General features: G+C 67.3%; 14 protein-coding genes and 1 pseudogene. 13 read left to right on the top strand and 2 right to left on the bottom strand.

What is annotated here, in order from left to right; genetic code table 11:
* Positions 1–167 precede the first annotated feature (167 nt).
* From ABSY19_RS01525 to zapE, 4 genes are all read left to right on the top strand, one after another.
* Positions 168–3,059 (top strand): 2-oxoglutarate dehydrogenase E1 component, encoded by a 2,892-nt coding sequence (locus tag ABSY19_RS01525; protein ID WP_382158437.1) that lies wholly within the window; start codon positions 168–170, stop codon positions 3,057–3,059.
* A gap of 89 nt (positions 3,060–3,148) precedes the next feature.
* On the top strand, positions 3,149–4,417 hold the full coding sequence (odhB, locus tag ABSY19_RS01520) for a 2-oxoglutarate dehydrogenase complex dihydrolipoyllysine-residue succinyltransferase (RefSeq protein ID WP_382158435.1): 1,269 nt from the start codon (positions 3,149–3,151) through the stop codon (positions 4,415–4,417).
* Between the two features lie 62 nt (positions 4,418–4,479).
* Positions 4,480–5,907 carry a dihydrolipoyl dehydrogenase gene (lpdA, locus tag ABSY19_RS01515; protein WP_382158433.1) on the top strand — a complete coding sequence of 476 codons (1,428 nt, stop codon included), beginning with the start codon at positions 4,480–4,482 and terminating at the stop codon, positions 5,905–5,907.
* Between the two features lie 9 nt (positions 5,908–5,916).
* Positions 5,917–7,014 (top strand): cell division protein ZapE, encoded by a 1,098-nt coding sequence (gene zapE, locus ABSY19_RS01510; protein WP_291119574.1) that lies wholly within the window; start codon positions 5,917–5,919, stop codon positions 7,012–7,014.
* 8 nt (positions 7,015–7,022) lie between these two features.
* Here zapE and ABSY19_RS01505 read toward each other — a convergent pair whose 3' ends face one another.
* On the bottom strand, positions 7,023–7,781 hold the full coding sequence (locus tag ABSY19_RS01505; RefSeq protein WP_291119577.1) for a PP2C family serine/threonine-protein phosphatase: 759 nt from the start codon (positions 7,779–7,781) through the stop codon (positions 7,023–7,025).
* 164 nt (positions 7,782–7,945) lie between these two features.
* On the opposite strand from ABSY19_RS01505, the gene ABSY19_RS01500 reads away from it, so the two are divergent.
* Positions 7,946–9,979 (top strand): ATP-dependent DNA helicase, encoded by a 2,034-nt coding sequence (locus ABSY19_RS01500; RefSeq protein WP_382158431.1) that lies wholly within the window; start codon positions 7,946–7,948, stop codon positions 9,977–9,979.
* Here the strand turns inward: ABSY19_RS01500 and ABSY19_RS01495 are convergent.
* A complete protein-coding gene (locus ABSY19_RS01495) occupies positions 9,942–10,706 on the bottom strand; it encodes an outer membrane protein assembly factor BamD (protein ID WP_291119609.1) in 765 nt (254 codons plus the stop codon). The genes ABSY19_RS01500 and ABSY19_RS01495 overlap by 38 nt on opposite strands.
* Positions 10,707–10,822: 116 nt before the next feature.
* Here ABSY19_RS01495 and ABSY19_RS01490 point away from each other — a divergent pair, with 116 nt between their 5' ends.
* The 8 genes and pseudogenes from ABSY19_RS01490 to ispG all read left to right on the top strand — a co-directional run bounded on the left by ABSY19_RS01490 (position 10,823) and on the right by ispG (position 18,875).
* Positions 10,823–11,833 (top strand): RluA family pseudouridine synthase, encoded by a 1,011-nt coding sequence (locus tag ABSY19_RS01490; RefSeq protein ID WP_382158429.1) that lies wholly within the window; start codon positions 10,823–10,825, stop codon positions 11,831–11,833.
* Positions 11,834–12,032: 199 nt separating this feature from the next.
* Positions 12,033–12,494: pseudogene (scpB, locus tag ABSY19_RS01485) on the top strand (SMC-Scp complex subunit ScpB); the annotation flags it as partial.
* A gap of 66 nt (positions 12,495–12,560) precedes the next feature.
* Complete coding sequence (locus ABSY19_RS01480) at positions 12,561–14,102, top strand: pseudouridine synthase (protein WP_382163998.1); 1,542 nt, start codon at positions 12,561–12,563, stop codon at positions 14,100–14,102.
* Between the two features lie 114 nt (positions 14,103–14,216).
* Positions 14,217–14,642: a nucleoside-diphosphate kinase gene (gene ndk, locus ABSY19_RS01475; protein WP_086123506.1), complete on the top strand. Its 426-nt coding sequence runs from the start codon at positions 14,217–14,219 to the stop codon at positions 14,640–14,642.
* A 7-nt stretch (positions 14,643–14,649) separates the two neighbouring features.
* Positions 14,650–15,798: a 23S rRNA (adenine(2503)-C(2))-methyltransferase RlmN gene (rlmN, locus tag ABSY19_RS01470; RefSeq protein ID WP_382158427.1), complete on the top strand. Its 1,149-nt coding sequence runs from the start codon at positions 14,650–14,652 to the stop codon at positions 15,796–15,798.
* Positions 15,795–16,655 (top strand): type IV pilus biogenesis/stability protein PilW, encoded by an 861-nt coding sequence (pilW, locus tag ABSY19_RS01465; RefSeq protein ID WP_382158425.1) that lies wholly within the window; start codon positions 15,795–15,797, stop codon positions 16,653–16,655. The genes rlmN and pilW overlap by 4 nt, the downstream gene beginning before the upstream one ends.
* Positions 16,648–17,592: a helix-turn-helix domain-containing protein gene (locus ABSY19_RS01460; RefSeq protein ID WP_382158423.1), complete on the top strand. Its 945-nt coding sequence runs from the start codon at positions 16,648–16,650 to the stop codon at positions 17,590–17,592. The genes pilW and ABSY19_RS01460 overlap by 8 nt, the downstream gene beginning before the upstream one ends.
* A gap of 2 nt (positions 17,593–17,594) precedes the next feature.
* Complete coding sequence (gene ispG / locus ABSY19_RS01455; RefSeq protein WP_382163996.1) at positions 17,595–18,875, top strand: flavodoxin-dependent (E)-4-hydroxy-3-methylbut-2-enyl-diphosphate synthase; 1,281 nt, start codon at positions 17,595–17,597, stop codon at positions 18,873–18,875.
* Positions 18,876–18,889 lie beyond the last annotated feature (14 nt).

The raw sequence follows: 18,889 nt of genomic DNA, 5'->3' as shown, positions 1-18,889 counted from the left end.
CGCATCGCATCTTTTTACACAGGGCTGTTCCCGCGGTGGCACAATCGCGGGCTGCAGTCAGGTCCTTCCACAGTCACTGTCGCATCCGCCTAACGGTTCAGCCGTGCCGCGGAAGGTTGTCTTAACCAGCTTATGTTTCCCGAAGGGAAACGGAGGTCAGCGGATTTATGAGCGATTCCCAATCGAACGGGGGCAACGTCTATGTTGCCTACAAAGGCAACTCGTACCTCTTCGGCGGCAACGCGCCGTACGTGGAAGAGATGTACGAAAACTACCTGGACAATCCCGGTAGCGTCCCCGACAACTGGCGCGGTTACTTCGACGCGCTGCAGAACGTCCCCGCCGGTGATGGCACCGACGCCCGCGACGTACCCCACCTGCCCGTCATCAACGCCTTCGCCGAGCGCGCCAAGCAGGGTGGCACCAAGGTCGTCGTGGCCGCTGGTGCCGACTCCGAGCTCGCCCGCAAGCGCACCGCCGTCCAGCAGCTGATTGCCGCCTACCGCAACGTCGGTGCCCGCTGGGCCGATCTGGATCCGCTCAAGCGCGCCGAGCGCGACCACATTCCCGAACTCGAACTCTCTTTCTACGGCTTCACCGACGCCGACCTCGAGACCGTGTTCAACACCAGCAACACGTTCTTCGGCAAGGAAACCATGTCCTTGCGCGAGTTGCTCAACGCCTTGCGCGAGACGTACTGCGGCTCTATCGGTGCCGAGTACATGTACATCACCGACCAGAGCCAGAAGCGCTGGTGGCAGGAGCGCCTGGAAGCCACGCGCACCAAGCCCGCCTTCAACGCCGAGAAGAAAAAGCACATCCTCGACCGCCTGACGGCCGCCGAAGGCCTGGAGCGTTTCCTGCACACCAAATACGTGGGCCAGAAGCGCTTCTCGCTGGAAGGTGGCGAGAGCTTCATCGCCTCGATGGACGAGCTGATCAACCAGGCCGGCCAGATCGGCGTGCAGGAAATCGTGATCGGCATGGCCCACCGCGGTCGCCTGAACGTGCTGGTCAACACCCTGGGCAAGATGCCCAAGGACCTGTTTGCCGAGTTCGACCACACCGCGCCCGAAGAACTGCCCGCCGGTGACGTGAAGTACCACCAGGGCTTCAGCTCCGACGTGACCACCCCCGGTGGCCCGGTGCACCTGTCGCTGGCATTCAACCCCTCGCACCTGGAAATCGTGAACCCGGTCGTGGAAGGTTCGGTGCGCGCCCGCATGGACCGCCGTGGCGACCCGCTGGGCAAGCAAGTGCTGCCGGTGCTGGTGCACGGTGATGCCGCCTTTGCCGGCCAGGGCGTGGTGATGGAAACCCTGGCGCTGGCCGAAACCCGTGGCTATTCCACGGGCGGCACGGTGCACCTGGTGATCAACAACCAGATCGGCTTCACCACCTCCGACCCGCGCGACAGCCGCTCCACGCTGTACTGCTCCGACGTCGTGAAAATGATCGAGGCGCCGGTGCTGCACGTGAACGGCGACGACCCCGAGGCGGTGGTGTTCGCCACCCAGCTGGCGCTCGACTTCCGCATGACCTTCCAGAAGGACGTGGTGGTCGACATTGTTTGCTTCCGCAAGCTGGGCCACAACGAACAGGACACCCCGAGCCTGACGCAGCCGCTCATGTACAAGAAGATCGCGGCCCACCCCGGCACGCGAAAGCTGTACGCCGACAAGCTGGCCGCGCAGGGCCTGGGCGAGACGCTGGGCGACGACATGGTCAAGGCCTACCGTGCCGCGCTGGACGCTGGCCGCCACACGGTGGACCCGGTGCTGACCAACTTCAAGAGCAAGTTCGCGGTCGACTGGAGCCCGTACCTGGGCAAGAAGTGGACCGACAGCGCGGACTCCGCCATCCCCATGGCCGAGTGGAAGCGACTGTCGGATCGCCTGACCACGATTCCGGACAACGTCACCCCGCACCAACTGGTGAAGAAGGTGTACGCCGATCGCGCGGCCATGGGCCGTGGCGACATCCCGGTGGACTGGGGCATGGGCGAGCACATGGCTTTTGCCTCGCTGGTGGCCAGCGGTTTCCCCGTGCGCCTCTCGGGTGAGGATTGCGGCCGCGGCACGTTCACGCACCGCCACGCCGTCATCCACGACCAGAACCGCGAGAAGTACGACGAAGGCATCTACGTGCCGCTGCAGAACGTGGCCGACAACCAGGCCCCTTTCGTGGTGATCGATTCGATCCTGTCCGAAGAGGCCGTGCTCGGTTTCGAATACGGCTACGCCTCGAACGACCCGAACACGCTGGTGATCTGGGAAGCCCAGTTCGGCGACTTCGTCAACGGCGCGCAGGTCGTGATCGACCAGTTCATCGCCTCCGGTGAAGTGAAGTGGGGCCGCGTCAACGGCATCACGATGATGCTGCCGCACGGCTACGAAGGCCAGGGGCCGGAGCACAGCTCGGCGCGCCTGGAGCGCTTCATGCAGCTGGCCGCCGACACCAACATGCAGGTCGTGCAGCCCACCACCGCGAGCCAGATCTTCCACGTGCTGCGCCGCCAGATGATTCGCGGCCTGCGCAAGCCGCTGATCATCTTCACGCCCAAGTCGCTGCTGCGCAACAAGGACGCGACCTCGCCGCTGTCCGAGTTCACCAAGGGCGGTTTCCAGACCGTGATTCCGGAGCAGAACGCCGACGTCGTGAAGAAGGCCGAGAAGGTCAAGCGCGTCATCTGCTGCTCCGGCAAGGTGTACTACGACCTCGTCAAGAAGCGCGAAGAGCGCGGCTCGGACGACGTGGCGATCGTGCGCGTGGAGCAGCTGTACCCGTTCCCGCACAAAGTGTTCGGCGCGGAGCTGCGCAAGTACCCCAACGCGACCGACATCGTGTGGTGCCAGGACGAGCCGCAGAACCAGGGCGCCTGGTTCTTCGTGCAGCACTACATCCACGAGAACATGCTCGAGGGCCAGAAGCTGGGTTACGCCGGGCGCGCGGCCTCCGCATCGCCGGCCGTGGGTTATGCCCACCTCCACCAGGAGCAGCAGAAGACGTTGATCGAAGCCGCTTTCGGCAAGCTCAAAGGCTTCATCCTCACCAAGTGAACTGAACGGACCCGAGCCGGTCACCCGACGTTGACGTCCTGTGACCGGCCCGTCCGGCGCACCCCACAAAACCCCCAGGTAGAACACTCATGGCAATCGTAGAAGTCAAAGTTCCGCAACTGTCCGAATCCGTGGCGGAAGCCACCTTGTTGGCATGGAAGAAGAAGGCCGGCGAAGCCGTCGCGGCCGATGAAATCCTGATCGAGATCGAAACCGACAAGGTCGTGCTCGAAGTGCCCGCGCCCGCCGCCGGCGTGCTGGTGGAGCTGGTCCAGGGCGACGGCGCCACCGTGGCCGCCGACCAGCTGATCGCTCGCATCGACACCGCTGCCGTCGCCGGTGCCGCGGCGCCCGCACCCGCTGCTGCGGCGCCTGCCGCTGCCGCTCCCGCCGCCGCACCGGCTGCTGCCGCTGCTGCTGCAACATCCCAATCCAAGGCCGGTGTGCCCATGCCCGCCGCCGCCAAGCTGATGGCCGACAACAACCTGGCCGCTGGCTCGGTGGCCGGCACCGGCAAGGACGGCCGCGTGACCAAGGGCGACGTGCTGTCGGCCGTGGCCGCGCCCAAGGCCGCTGTCGCTGCGCCCGTGGCGATCCCCACCGGCGCGCCTACCAAGGTGCTGCCGCAGGTGCCCGTGGTGGCCCCTGACCTGGGCGACCGCCCTGAAGAGCGCGTGGCCATGACCCGCCTGCGCGCGCGCGTGGCCGAGCGCCTGCTGCAATCGCAATCCACCAACGCCATCCTCACCACGTTCAACGAAGTGAACATGGCGCCGGTGATGGAGATGCGCAAGAAGTTCCAGGAGAAGTTCGAGAAGGAACACGGCGTCAAGCTGGGCTTCATGAGCTTCTTCGTGAAGGCCGCGGTGCATGCGCTCAAGAAGTACCCGATCATCAACGCCTCGGTGGACGGCAACGACATCGTCTACCACGGTTACTTCGACATCGGCATCGCCGTCGGTTCGCCCCGTGGCCTGGTGGTGCCCATCCTGCGCAACGCCGACCAGATGAGCTTTGCCGACATCGAGAAGAAGATCGCCGAGTTCGGCCAGAAGGCCAAGGACGGCAAGCTGGGCCTGGACGACCTCACCGGTGGCACGTTCTCGATCTCCAACGGCGGCACCTTCGGCTCCATGCTGTCCACGCCCATCATCAATCCGCCGCAGTCGGCCATCCTGGGCGTGCACGCGACCAAGGACCGCCCGGTGGTGGAAAACGGCCAGATCGTGATCCGCCCGATCAACTACCTCGCCATGTCGTACGACCACCGCATCATCGACGGCCGCGAAGCCGTGCTGGGGCTGGTGGCGATGAAGGAAGCGCTGGAAGACCCGGCCCGCATCCTGTTCGACATCTGATCGATCCTTCTCTTGCCAACGCCCCGACAGGGGCGTTGGCCCTTTGACTTCAGGAACACAACATGTCCCAATCCTTTGACGTCGTCGTGATCGGCGGCGGCCCCGGTGGCTACATCGCCGCCATCCGTGCGGCGCAGCTCGGCTTCAAGGTCGCCTGCATCGACGAGTGGAAGAACGCCGCTGGCGGCCCGGCACCGGGTGGCACCTGCACCAACGTCGGCTGCATTCCCAGCAAGGCGCTGCTGCAGTCGTCCGAACACTTCGATCACGCCAACCACCACTTCGCCGACCATGGCATCAGCGCCACCAACGTGAAGATCGACATCGCCAAGATGATCGGCCGCAAGGACACGGTGGTGAAGCAGAACAACGACGGCATCCTGTACCTGTTCAAGAAGAACAAGGTCACCTTCTTCCACGGCCGCGGCTCGTTCGTGAAGGCCGTCGAAGCCGGCTACGAGATCCAGGTGACTGGCGCGAAGGAAGAGCTCATCACGGGCCAGCAGATCATCCTGGCCACGGGCTCCAACGCCCGCGCGCTGCCGGGTGTGCCGTTCGACGAAGAGAGCGTGCTGTCCAACGACGGCGCGCTGCGCCTTGGCGCCGTGCCCAAGAAGCTGGTGCTGATCGGCTCCGGCGTGATCGGCCTGGAAATGGGCTCGGTCTGGCGCCGCCTGGGCTCGGACGTGATCATCCTCGAAGGTCTGCCGACCTTCCTGGGCGCGGTGGACGAGCAGATCGCCAAGGAAGCCAAGAAGGCCTTCGACAAGCAAGGCCTGAAGATCGAACTGGGCGTGAAGGTCGGCGAGGTCAAGACCGGCAAGAAGGGCGTGAGCGTGGCCTACACGAACGCCAAGGGCGAAGCGCAGAGCATTGAGGCCGACAAGCTGATCGTCTCCATCGGCCGTGTGCCCAACACCATCGGCCTGAATGCCGAGGCCGTGGGCCTGCAGCTCGACGAGCGCGGCGCCATCGTGGTGGACGGTGAATGCCGCACCAGCCTCAAGGGTGTGTGGGCCGTGGGCGACGTGGTGCGTGGCCCCATGCTGGCGCACAAGGCGGAAGAAGAGGGCGTGGCCGTGGCCGAGCGCATCGCCGGCCAGCACGGACACGTCAATTTCAACACCATCCCCTGGGTGATCTACACCAGCCCCGAGATCGCCTGGGTGGGCCGCACCGAGCAGCAGCTCAAGGCCGACGGCGTGAAGTACAAGGCCGGCACCTTCCCGTTCCTGGCCAACGGCCGTGCGCGGGCGCTGGGCGACACCACCGGCATGGTGAAGTTCCTGGCCGACGCGACCACCGACGAAATCCTCGGCGTGCACATCGTGGGACCCATGGCCAGCGAACTGATCGCCGAAGCCGTGGTGGCCATGGAGTTCAAGGCCAGTGCCGAGGACATCGCGCGCATCTGCCACGCCCACCCTTCGCTGTCGGAAGCGACGAAGGAAGCCGCGCTGGCGGTGGACAAGCGCACGCTGAACTTCTAAGCGCCGATCTTGAGCGTCCGCAGCACGTACGAGGCCGCGCTCAAGGAGCGCGGCTACACGACGGACCCCGCCCAACAGCGCGCCATCGACGCGCTGGAGCGGTGCGCGGCCGAGTGGGCGGTGTACAAGCAGAAGCGCTCGAACTCGCTGAAGAAGCTCTTCGTCAATCCCGAGATCCCGCGCGGCGTCTACATGTACGGCGGCGTGGGCCGGGGCAAGAGTTTCCTCATGGAGTGCTTTTTCGAGGCGGTGCCGCTGCGTCGCAAGACGCGGCTGCATTTCCACGAGTTCATGCGCGAGGTGCACCGCGAACTGCGCGAGTTGCAAGGCACGGTCAATCCGCTGGACGAGCTCGGCGCGCGCATCGCCAAGCGCTACAAGCTCATCTGCTTCGATGAGTTCCACGTGGCCGACGTGACCGACGCGATGATCCTGCACCGCTTGCTGGACGCGCTGTTCAAGGCGGGCGTGGGGTTCGTCACCACGTCCAACTTCCGCCCGGACGACCTGTACCCCGACGGGCTGCACCGCGACCGCATCCTGCCCGCGATCGAACTGCTCAAACAGCGGCTGGAGGTGCTGAGCGTGGACAACGGCACCGACTACCGCCAGCGCACGCTCAACCACATCCAGCTGTACCACTGCCCGCTGGGGCCGCAGGCCGATGCCGCGATGGAGGCGACCTTCAATGAGCTGGCCGAAATGGGCGACCACGATGCGGTCATGCACATCGAAGCGCGGCAGATCCAGGCGCTGCGGCGCTCAGGCGGCGTGATCTGGTTCGACTTCCGCACCTTGTGCGGTGGACCCCGTTCGCAGAACGACTACCTCGAGATCGCCTCCCAGTTCCACACGCTCATGCTGTCGAACGTGCCGCAGATGTCGGTCCGCCAGGCATCGGAAGCTCGGCGCTTCACCTGGCTGGTGGACGTGCTCTACGACCGGCGGGTCAAGCTGGTGATGTCCGCCGCCGTGCCACCCGAGGATCTGTACGTGGAAGGGCCGATGTCGCACGAATTTCCGCGCACCGTCTCGCGCCTGACCGAGATGCAGTCACAGGAATTCCTGTCGCTGGAGCACCGGTTGGTGGACACCGGGCTGACTTGAACCCCGCTTCAGCCGAGCGGGTCGAGTTTGACGATCGTCAGCGACAGGTTGTCACCCATGCCCTTGGCGCGCGAGCGCGCCTTCTGGATCAGGAACTCGCAAGCCTCGCGGGGCGAGAGCATGGCGATCGTGCTGGAGAGTTCTTCCGGGGTGAAGTAGTGCCAGATGCCGTCGCTGCAGGCCATGATCGCGTCACCCGCGCTCAGCTGGGGGACCACATGGAGGTCCACCGGCGGATCGTTCTCCGTGCCCAGGCAGCCCATCAGGATGTTGGCATGCGGGTGGTCCAACGCCTCTTCCTCGCTGATCTCGCCCTGGTTGACCAGGGTCTGCACGTAGGAATGGTCCATGGTGCGAAAGACCATCCGGCCATTGCGGAAGTGGTAGATGCGCGAGTCGCCTGCGTGCACCCAGTGGCTGTCGCCACCCGGGTTGATGAGGAAGGCGGCGATGGTGCTGTGCGGCTCCTGTTCGGCCGAGACAGCCGTGAGCTTGATCACCAGGTGCGACTCTTCGACGATCTGGCGCAGCAGCGCGGCGGCATCGTCCGTCTCGGGGTCGTAGCGCTCGAACAGCTGCCGCGCCGTGAGCATCACCTGATCGGAGGCTTTGCGTCCGCCGCTGCGACCACCCATCCCGTCGGCCAGCACCGCGAGCAGGCAGGTGCCGTGGCGCGGATGGTGCAGCAGGCTGACCTGGTCTTGCTGGTAATCGCGGTCACCCCGGTGGATGCCGGTGGAGGCCTGGATGCGGTAGCCTTTGGACATGAAGGTGCTGATCGGTCTGTTCGGGTGGGGAAATGGGTGCAATGGTATCCACATATGCGCTGCGCGAAGCCCGGCAAAGGCCGAAACCGTGAACCCTTGCGCGCCGGTCCGCCGTCCGGCGGCGTGGGCCTGCTCAACGGTGCCTGGCGCGGCGTGGAGGTGGCTTGAGCGCGCTTGAAAACGGCGTGGCAGCCGCGTTTGCCGCCGACGGACCCTTGGCGCGCGCGCACGGCAGTCTGCGCCCGCGGCAGGGGCAGCTCGACATGGCCGCCGCCGTGTCCCGCGCCATCGAAGACGGCCATGGCCTGGCCGTCGAAGCGGGCACCGGGGTGGGCAAGACCTTCGCCTACCTCGTGCCCTTGCTGCTCAGTGGCCGGAGCGCCCTGCTGTCCACCGCCACCCAAGCCTTGCAGGACCAGCTGTTCACGCGCGACATTCCCGCCGTGATCCGCGCACTCGGTCTGCCGGTGCGCGTGGCCCTGCTCAAGGGGCGGTCGAGTTACGTCTGCCTGCATCGGCTGGAGCAGGCCTTGCATGGGCCGGCGTCGGTCGGCCTGCGCGACCCGGCCATCACGGCCGGGTTGGCCCAGGTGCTGAGCTGGGCGAACCGCTCGCGCAGCGGCGACCTCGCCGAGCTGGAGGCCCTGGACGAACGCTCGCCGCTGCGCCCGATGGTCACATCCACCCGGGACAACTGCCTGGGCGCGAGCTGCCCGCGCCACGGCGATTGCCATGTCAACCGCGCGCGCGGCGAGGCCTTGCAGGCCGAGTGGGTGGTGATCAACCACCACCTGTTCTTTTCGGATCAGCTGTTGCTGGAGTCGGGCGTGGCCTCGTTGCTGCCGGCCGCCGAGGTGGTGGTGTTCGACGAAGCGCATCAACTGAACGACACCGGCATTCCGTTTCTGGGGCGCACGCTCGGGACGGGGCAGTTGCGGGAACTGGCGCGCGATCTGGCCACCCAGGGGCCGCAATGGGCGCGGGGCCAGCGGCCGTGGGCCCACCTGGCACTGGCGATCGAACAGGCCGCGCGCGCGATGGCCGCCTTGCCCCGCCAGGCCGGTGGCAGTGGTGGCCGCTACCGTTGGCAAGGCATGGCGCCCGAAGGTGTTGACGCGGCCGCCTGGCAGCGCTGCGCCATCGAACTGGGCCAGGCGTTGACGGCCAGCCAGGAGGCGCTGACCGCCACCGCACAAGCCTCGGCGGAACTGGAGCGCCTGCAGGCGCGGGTGCAGGCCTTGCTGTCGGTGTGGCGAGGCATGGCCACCGACATGCCGGCGACCGACATGGTTCGGTGGGTGGAGTGGGGTGAGGCCCGGCATTGGCGCGCCGTGTGCGCGCCGTCCGACAGCGCCCGTCTGTTCCAGCCCTTGCTGGACGAATCGGCGGGCCGGCGCAGCTGGGTGTTCTCGTCGGCGACCCTGGGCAGCGACGACGGGCTGAGCTGGTTCACCCGGGGCCTCGGCCTGGATGCGCTGCCGAGTTTTCACACCCTGCGCGTGCCCAGCCCGTTCGATCACGCGGCCCAGGCGGCGCTGTATGTGCCCCACGACCTGCCCGAGCCCGCCGACGCCTCGCACACGCCGGCGCTCGCCGACGCGGTGGCGCGCTGGGCTTCCCGACTGGGTGGCCGCACCCTGGTGTTGACCACCACTTTGCGCGCCGCATCGCGCATGGCTGATCATCTGCAGGGCCTGGTGGCGCAAGGGCGCTGCGCGCCGCTTCAGGTGTTGGCCCAGGGGCGCTTGTCCAAGCGCGCGCTGTTGGCGCGGTTTCGCCAAGCGAGCGAACCGTCCGTGCTGGTGGCGTCAGCGTCGTTCTGGGAGGGCGTGGATCTGCCCGGCGACGCGCTGCAGCTGTTGGTCATCGACAAGCTGCCTTTTCCGCCACCGGACGATCCCTTGATGCAGGCGCGCGGCCAGCGCCTGGAGGCGCAGGGCTTGAGCGCTTTCAACGACGCCTTTCTGCCCGAAGCCGCCATGGCGCTCAAGCAGGGGGCAGGGCGTTTGATCCGCTCCGAGACCGACCAGGGGATTCTGGTGATCGGCGACCGGCGCCTGGTCACCCGGTCTTATGGCAACCGTCTGCTGGGGGCGTTGCCGGCCATGAGCCGGCTGGTGGACGAGGCGGACATGGTCGCCCGCCTCGATGCGCTGGTGCTTACCAGATCTTCCACCAGGGATCGTCTTTGGACTTGAAACCCTGGCTCAGGTACTCGCTGTTCGGGTAACTGGCCTGCATCACGCGGCGGGTGTCGTCGCGCAGCTGCGTCAGGCCCAGCGCCTCATAGGACCGCAGCATGATGAAGAGGGCTTCTTCGAGCGCCGGCGCGTTGACGTAGTCGGTCAAGGCCGTCTGGGCGCGGTTGATGGCCGCCACGTAGGCGCCTCGGCTGTGGTAGTAGCGCGCGACATGGACCTCGTACTGCGCCAGCGAGTTGACGATGTACGTCATGCGGTCCCGGGCATCGGGGCTGTAGCGGGAATCCGGGAACCGCGAGACGAGCTCGCGGAACGCTTCGAACGATTCCTTGGCGGCTTTCTGATCGCGTTCGGACAGATCCTGGCGCGCCAGCGAGCCGAAGAGGCCGAGGTTGTCGTTGAAATTCACCAGCCCCTTGAGGTACAGGGCATAGTCCATCGCCGGGCTGGTGGGATGGAGTTTCTGGAAGCGGTCGAGGGTGGCCAGCGCCTGGGCTTGTTCGCCGGCCTTGTACTGCGCGTAAGCCTTGTCGAGCTGGGCCTGCTGGGCCAGGGGGGTGCCGGCGGCACGGCCTTCGAGCTTTTCGTACAGCGTCACCGACTTCTCGTAGTTGCCGGCGGCACGCTCTTCGGTCGCTTCGCTGTAGATTCGGTTCGGGCTCCAGCCGGCCGTTTCATCCACGGGCGTCGTGCTGCATGCGCTGAGCACCAGCGCCGAGGCCATCGCGCACAGGGGCACAGCCGATAATCTGGACGTCAACTTCACGGGTGCACCTTTACAACGGAACAATGGACTTGGCTTCGCAAATTATATCGACGGGGGATGTGACAGGAGGTTCCATGCCGGGTCTCGAATCGGAGGCGGGCGCCGTGCTCGACGAACTCACGGCGGAAATGGAAACGCGGATCTGCGAAGTACCCGCTGCCATGCATGGCTGGCGCATCGATCGTGCGCTGGCGCAGCTGATTCCCGAATTCTCCCGTTCCTACCTGCAGCAACTGATGGCCGACGGCGCTGTCGTGATGCGCGGCACAGCCCTGCGCAAGCCGTCGGCCCGCATCGCCGTGGGCGACCGGTTGGCGGTGGAACTGCGTCCCACGCAGCAGGCGCAGGCCTTCGTGGCGCAGGCCATGGCGCTGGACGTGGTGTTCGAGGACGCCGACCTGCTGGTGATCCAGAAGCCCGCCGGCCTGGTGGTGCACCCGGCGGCGGGGCACTGGACCGGCACGTTGCTCAACGGTCTGCTGGCGCACCACGCCGGTGCCGCGGCGCTGCCGCGCGCCGGTATCGTGCACCGCCTGGACAAGGACACCTCGGGCCTCATGCTCGTGGGCAAATCGCGCCAGGCCGTGGAGGCGCTGGTGCGGGCCATCGCCGCGCGCGAGGTGAATCGCCAGTACCTTGCCCTGGCCCATGGTCGCTGGCAGGGCGCGGCCGAGAAGGGCGTGGACCAGCCCATCGGGCGCGACGTGCACAACCGCCTGCGCATGGCCGTCGTGCGAGCCGACACCGGCATCGGGAAAACGGCGCAGACCACCATCCGCCTGCTCGATGGGTCTGACCAGGCCTGCCTGGTGGCCTGCAAGCTGCACACGGGGCGCACGCACCAGATCCGCGTGCACATGGCCTGGTTGGGCCATCCCCTGGTCGGGGATGCGCTCTACGGTGGTCGCCCGCTCTGGGGCATGGGCCGCCAGGCCCTGCATGCGGCGCGCCTGTCGCTGCGGCATCCGATCACCGGCGAGCCGTTGGCGTTTCAATCGGCCCCGCCGCCGGACCTGCTGGCCGCCATCGATGGCAGCGGCCTCCGGTACAATGAGCCGGGTCTGGGCAGCGGATTCCTCGAGTGAGCGCTACCGTGCGACCCCCGCTGCGCGGCGTGTCGAGGTCCTGACCTCACGATCCCCCAATTTTTGCCCTGCCAGGCAACAGGTTCTTCCCCGGCGTTCCGAGCCGACGGCCACCGCCGTCCTCGCCGGTTTGAGCAACGGGCCCCGTGCCCACCCCTGTACCGCCCCGGTCCATGCCGGTTTTTGACAGACTGACACCATGAACACCACGGATGCCAAGCGCGTCCTCGAGACGGCGTTGATCTGCGCGCCCCAGCCCCTGTCTGTGCGGGAACTGGGCACGCTGTTCGACGCCGAAGTCTCGGCGGACACGCTCAAGACCTTGCTGGCCGACCTTCAGCTGGAATGGACCGGCCGCGGCGTCGAACTGGTGCAGGTGGCCAGTGGCTGGCGTTTCCAGAGCCGGCCCGAACTGCGCCCCTACCTGGACCGTTTGCACCCCGAAAAGCCACCGCGCTACAGCCGCGCCACCATGGAGACGCTGGCCATCATTGCCTACCGCCAGCCGGTGACGCGGGGCGACATGGAAGACATCCGTGGCGTGACCATCAACTCGTTGATCATCAAGCAGTTGGAGGACCGGGGTTGGGTCGAGGTCATCGGCCACCGCGAAACCGTGGGCCGTCCCGCGCTGTTCGCCACCACGCGCCAGTTTCTCGACGACCTGGGTCTGTCTTCGCTCGATCAGTTGCCCCCGCTCGAGGGCAATGAAATCCAGGAGTCGGCCCTGGACCGGCTGGACTTCGAAGCGCTGTCGTCCAACCTGTCGCCCGAAGCCGCAGAAGTGGCCGAAGTTGCCGAGGCCTCGATCGATACCGAGATTGCCGTGGCGGATGCGCCCGAAGCAACGGCGACCGCCGACTTGCCGGCCGACGCCGAGACCCCCATCCCCGATCTGCAGAGAGCCGATCCCCACACCCAGGAACACCATGAACCCGGCGAACACCCCCCAGCGACGCCTGAGTCGACCCCCGACGCGACGTTGCCGCCCGCCGAGAACACGGTGCCGCCTCAGGCCGCGGGCGTTGAATCGGCCCCTGTCGCGGGCTCTCGAGAGGCCGCCGATGCCGAAGCCCTGCGTTTCGACGACGTGGTCAGTGGGGCTTTCGATGCCGAGCAGGAGCAAGCCCTGCCGCTGCCGACCAAGCGCGTGCTCGCGCCGCAGGCCGAGTCGCCCAAGCTGCACAAGGTGCTGGCGCAGGCCGGCATGGGCTCGCGGCTGGAGATGGAGCAGCTCATCCTGGAAGGCCGCATCTCGGTCAACGGCGAGCCAGCCCACATCGGGCAGCGCATCCAGTTCGGGGACGTCATCAAGGTCAACGGCAAGCCGGTGCGCGTGCGCATGACGCCGCCGCCGCCCCGCGTGCTGGCCTACCACAAGCCCGCCGGGGAGGTGGTCTCTCACGACGACCCGCAGAACCGCCCGACCGTGTTCCGCCGCCTGCCCAAGCTGATGCAGGGCAAGTGGCAGTCGGTGGGCCGACTCGACCTCAACACCGAAGGCCTGCTGTTGCTGACCAACTCGGGCGAACTGGCCAACCGGCTGATGCACCCTCGTTTCGGTCTGCAGCGGGAATACGCCGTGCGCGTGCTGGGCGCCTTGTCCAACGAGGAGAAACAGCGGCTGCTGGACGGTGTGCGCCTGGACGACGGCGTGGCCCAGTTCGCCTCCATCGAGGATGGCGGCGGCGAGGGCGCCAACTGCTGGTACCGCGTGACGATCGGCGAGGGCCGCAACCGCGAGGTGCGCCGCATGTTCGAAGCCGTTGGCCATGCGGTCAGCCGGCTGATCCGCATCCGTTATGGCGCGGTGATGCTGCCGCGCGGGCTCAAGCGCGGCGTGTGGCTGGAACTCGACGACCGCGACATCGCCCGGTTGACCGCCGCGGCAGGGCTGGTGGAGGCCGACGAACCGCGTGGCCCGCGCCCCGGCGGCCGGCACCCTGCCCAGCGGGGCAAACAAGGCGGCAAGGGTGGCCGCACCCAGGGCAAACCGCCAGGCAGCCGTGCGGACGGCCCCGGTTTCGGCGATCGCCGCACCAACAGCGGCTACGGCATGGGCGGGGCGCCGGGTGGCGCCAAGCCGCGCGGCGCCAAGGGCCCGGGCAAGGGGCAGGGGAGTGCGGGTTCGCAGCCGGACCCGATGAAAACCTCCTTCGGTTACATCGGTCAGGACGCCCTGCAGCGCCGGCGCGAGCAGGACGCCGGCCGCGGAGGCCCGCCGGGCGGTGGCCGGCGCCGGGGTGGCGGACGTTCGGGCGGGCGCTGAATGGCGCTTCCCACGCCCACGTTCCACGGCACGGACACCCGAGCAATGTAGAATCGTGGGCTTTGTGAGGCCTTGTGGCTTCGGCAAATTCAACCAAGAAACTTCAGGATTCCTATGGCCATCGAACGCACCCTCTCGATCATCAAGCCCGACGCCGTCGCCAAGAACGTCATCGGCCAGATTTACGCCCGCTTTGAAGCCGCTGGCCTGAAGGTCGTGGCCGCTCGCATGGCCCACCTCTCGCGCGGCGAAGCCGAAGCCTTCTACGCCGTGCACAAGGCCCGTCCCTTCTTCAAGGACCTGGTCGACTTCATGATCTCCGGCCCCGTGATGATCCAGGCGCTCGAAGGCGAAGGCGCCATCGCCAAGAACCGCGACCTGATGGGCGCCACCGATCCCAAGAAGGCCGCTGCCGGCACCATCCGCGCCGACTTCGCCGACAGCATCGACGCCAACGCCGTGCACGGCTCGGACGCGCCCGAGACGGCTGCTGCCGAAGTGGCATTCTTCTTTGCCGGCCTCAACGTCTACTCGCGTTGATCATGGTATGACGGCCAATCTGCTCGACTTCGATCTCGAGGGTTTGGCCGCCTTTTGCGAGCAGCTGGGCGAGAAGCGCTTTCGCGCCGTCCAGCTGTTTCGCTGGATCCATCAAAAGGGGGCGTCGGACTTCGCCCAGATGACGGACCTGGCGCGCAGCCTGCGCGACAAGCTGCCCGGCGTCTGCACCATCACCGACCTGCCCGTGCTCTCGCGCCAGGACTCGGCCGACGGCACCATCAAGTGGCTCTTCGATGTGGGCGATGGCAACGCGGTGGAAACCGTGTTCATCCCCGAGGAAGACCGCGGCACGCTGTGCATTTCCTCCCAGGCCGGTTGCGCCGTGGGCTGCCGCTTCTGCTCCACCGGCCACCAGGGCTTTTCGCGCAACCTCACCACCGGTGAGATCCTGGCCCAGCTGTGGCATGCCGAGCATTTTCTTCGCCGTCACCTGAAACGCGGGGAACGCGTGATCACGAACGTGGTCATGATGGGCATGGGCGAACCCTTGCAGAACTACCACGCGCTGGTGCCGGCGCTGCGCGCCATGCTCGATGACCATGGCTACGGCCTGTCGCGCCGCCGCGTGACGGTGTCCACCTCGGGCGTGGTGCCGATGATCGATCGCCTGGCGCAGGATTGCCCAGTGGCCTTGGCGGTGTCGCTGCACGCCCCCAACGACCCGCTGCGCGACGACCTCGTGCCCTTGAACCGCAAGTACCCCATCGCCGAACTGCTGGACGCCTGCCTGCGCTACCTGCCGGCGGCGCCACGCGACTTCATCACCTTCGAGTACTGCATGCTCGACGGGGTGAACGACCAGCCCGAGCACGCCCGCGAATTGCTGGCCTTGCTCAAGCAGCATGGCGAGCGCGGTGTGCCGTGCAAGATCAACCTGATTCCTTTCAACCCTTTCCCGGACTCGGGGCTGACCTGCTCGCCGCGCGCGGTGGTGCAGCGCTTCGGGCAGATGCTCAATGAAGCCGGTGTGGTCACCACGGTGCGCAAGACCCGTGGGGACGACATCGATGCCGCCTGCGGCCAGCTCGCGGGTGATGTGCTGGACCGCACCAACGCGGCCAAGCGCCTGGCGCAACGGCGCAGCAATGCCAGCGAGCGCCCCATTCGTTTCGTTCAAAAGGAAAGGCAGGCATGACACATCCGACCCGCACCGGTTTTGGGGCGCATGGCACGCGCTCGCGTGGCATGGTGGCCAGCTTCTGGCTGGGTGTGCTGCTGGTGTTGCTGGCCGGCTGTGCGCAAACGCGCGGCCTGCCGGCCACCACGGCCGCTGCCGTGGCAGCCGGCGCCGAACCGGTCACCGAGTCGGACGAGCCCGAAGCGCGCAAGCGCGCGCGCATCCGGGTGGAGCTGGCTTCGGGCTACTTCGAGCAGGGCCAGACCACGGTGGCGCTCGACGAGATCAAGCTGGCGTTGGCCGCTGATCCGAATTACGCGCCGGCCTACACGCTGCGCGGCCTGGTGTACGCGCGGCTGAACGAACTGCGGCTCGCGGAAGACAGCTTCAAGCGCGCGCAACTGCTCAGCCCGCGCGATCCGGACGTGCTGCACCACTACGGCCTGTTCGCGTGCCAGCAAGGCCGCTACCCGCAGGCGGTCGAGCTGTTCCAGCAGGCGCTGGCCAGCCCGGTGTACGGCGGCCAGGCCAAGACCCTGATGGTCAAGGGCATCTGCCAGGTGCGGGCGGCGCAGTTTGACGAAGCAGAGGGCAGTCTGGCGCGCTCCTACGAGCTCGATCCCGGCAACCCCATCACGGCCTACAACCTGGCGGCCTTGCAGTTCCGCCGCGGCGAGGACGCGAAGGCGCAGTTCACCATTCGCCGGCTGAACAACAGCGAGCTGGCCAATGCCGAAACCCTGTGGCTGGGCATCAAGGTGGAGCACCGCATGGGCAATGCCGAAGCCATGGCCCAACTGGCCCAGCAACTGAGCCGGCGTTATCCGGACTCGCGTGAGTGGGCGTCGTATCAGCGGAGAGCATTTGATGAATGAGGTGTATGCCAACGAGGGCGCCACGGCGGCCGGGGAGGGTGCTTCGCGCCCGGTGCTGCTGCGCGCGGCGCGCGAGGCGGCGGGCTTGCACATTGCGGCGCTCGCCGCAGCCCTCAAGGTCCCGGTGAAAAAACTCGAAGCCCTGGAAGCAGGGCGCTACAGCGAACTGCCCGACCTGACCTTCGCGCGCGCGCTGGCGTCCAGCGCATGCCGCCACCTCAAGGTGGATCCGGCGCCGATCCTCGAACAGATTCCGCAGGGAGGCATCCCTGAACTGGGTGGTTCGCGCCATGCGATCAATGCCCCCTTCCAGCCCGCGCACGACCCGGCCCCCATCAACCCCTTGAGCTGGCTCTCGCGCCCCGCGCTGCTGGCTGCGATCGTGCTGCTGCTGGGCGCGCTGGTGATCGTGTTCCTGCCGCGCGCGGAAGAGTCCGCGCAGGAGCCTGCACAGGCCGAGGCGGGCAACGTGGTCACGCCGCTGGAGCAACCGGCGGAACCGGTGGCGGCGGTGGAGCCCGAGCCTGTTCAGGAACCCGCTGCGGCAGGTGCGCCTGTGGCTCCTCCCATGGGAGGCGCGACACCCGCGGCGCCTGCGGCGGCCCCCGCACCGGTGTCCGCGTCGCCTGCGGCTGCTCCGGCCGTGGCTGCGGTGCCGCCCGCGGCCCCGGCTGCCGCGGCGCCTGCCGCACCCGCATCGGGCAGCCTGCTCACCATTGCCGCCACCGGCGAATCCTGGGTGGAGGTCGTCAATGGCTCGGGCAGTGTCGTCATCCAGCGCGTGCTGCAAGCCGGTGACGCCGTCGATTTTTCCAGCGCGCCGCCTTACACCGTGGTGCTCGGCCGTGCCGAGGTCGCTCAGGTTACTGTGCGTGGCAAGCCGTTCGACGTGACGCGCTACGCGCGCAACAACGTCGCCCGATTCGAGGTGAAATGAACATGGACACCCTGGTGCGCCCCGCCGCGTCGTGTGAACCGATTCCGCTGTCGGCGGCGCGAACGCGCCGCACCCGCCAGGGGGTGGTGGCCTGGGGCGACCACCGCGTCACGGTGGGCGGCGATGCGCCGGTGCGCGTGCAGTCCATGACCAACACCGACACCGCCGATGCCGTGGGCACGGCGATCCAGGTCAAGGAGCTGGCGCTGGCCGGCTCCGAGCTGGTGCGCATCACGGTCAACAACGACGAGGCCGCCAAGGCCGTGCCCTACATCCGCGAGCAGCTCGACCGCATGGGCGTGAACGTGCCGCTGATCGGGGACTTCCACTACAACGGCCACCGCCTGCTGACCGACCACCCGGCCTGTGCCGAGGCGCTGTCCAAGTACCGCATCAACCCCGGCAACGTGGGCCGAGGCGACAAGGGCGACCGCCAGTTCGCGCAGATGGTGGAAATCGCGGCGCGCCACGACAAGGCCATCCGCATCGGCGTGAACTGGGGCAGCCTGGACCAGGACCTGCTCGCGCGCCTGATGGACGAAAACGCGAACCGCAGCGTGCCCTGGGAAGCGCGGCAGGTGATGTACGAGGCGCTGATCACCTCGGCGCTCGAATCCGCCCGCAAGGCCGAAGAGATTGGCCTGAATGGCAACAACATCGTGCTGTCCTGCAAGGTCAGTGGCGTGCAGGACCTCATCGCGGTCTACCAGGCCTTGGCGCAGCGCTGCGACTACGCGCTGCACCTGGGCCTGACCGAGGCCGGCATGGGCACCAAGGGCGCCGTGGCCTCGGCGGCGGCGCTGTCGGTGCTGCTGCAGCAAGGCATTGGCGACACGATCCGCGTCTCGCTCACGCCGCAGCCCGGCGAAGCGCGCACGCAGGAGGTGGTGATCGCGCTGGAGATCCTGCAGGCCCTGGGCATGCGCGCTTTCGTGCCGTCGGTCACCGCCTGCCCGGGCTGTGGCCGCACCACCAGCACCACCTTCCAGGAACTGGCCAAGCAGATCGACGACTACCTGCGCAGCTCCATGCCACTGTGGCGCGCGCGCTATCCCGGGGTGGAGAACCTCAAGGTGGCCGTGATGGGCTGCATCGTCAATGGCCCCGGTGAAAGCAAGCACGCCGACATCGGCATCAGCCTGCCCGGCACCGGCGAGGCGCCCGCTGCCCCGATCTTCATCGACGGGCAGAAGGCCATGACCCTGCGAGGCGAGGGCATCGCGCGCGAGTTCCAGCAGGTCGTTGAAAACTACATCGAGAAGAAATTCGGCGCAACGTCCTGAGCATCGGCACCACC

The sequence above is a fragment of the Hydrogenophaga sp. ANAO-22 genome (assembly GCF_042466645.1).
Classification (GTDB): Bacteria; Pseudomonadota; Gammaproteobacteria; order Burkholderiales; family Burkholderiaceae_C; genus Hydrogenophaga.
The sequence above is the reverse complement of the archived record's forward strand: the minus strand, read 5'-3'. Positions and strand labels throughout refer to the sequence as shown.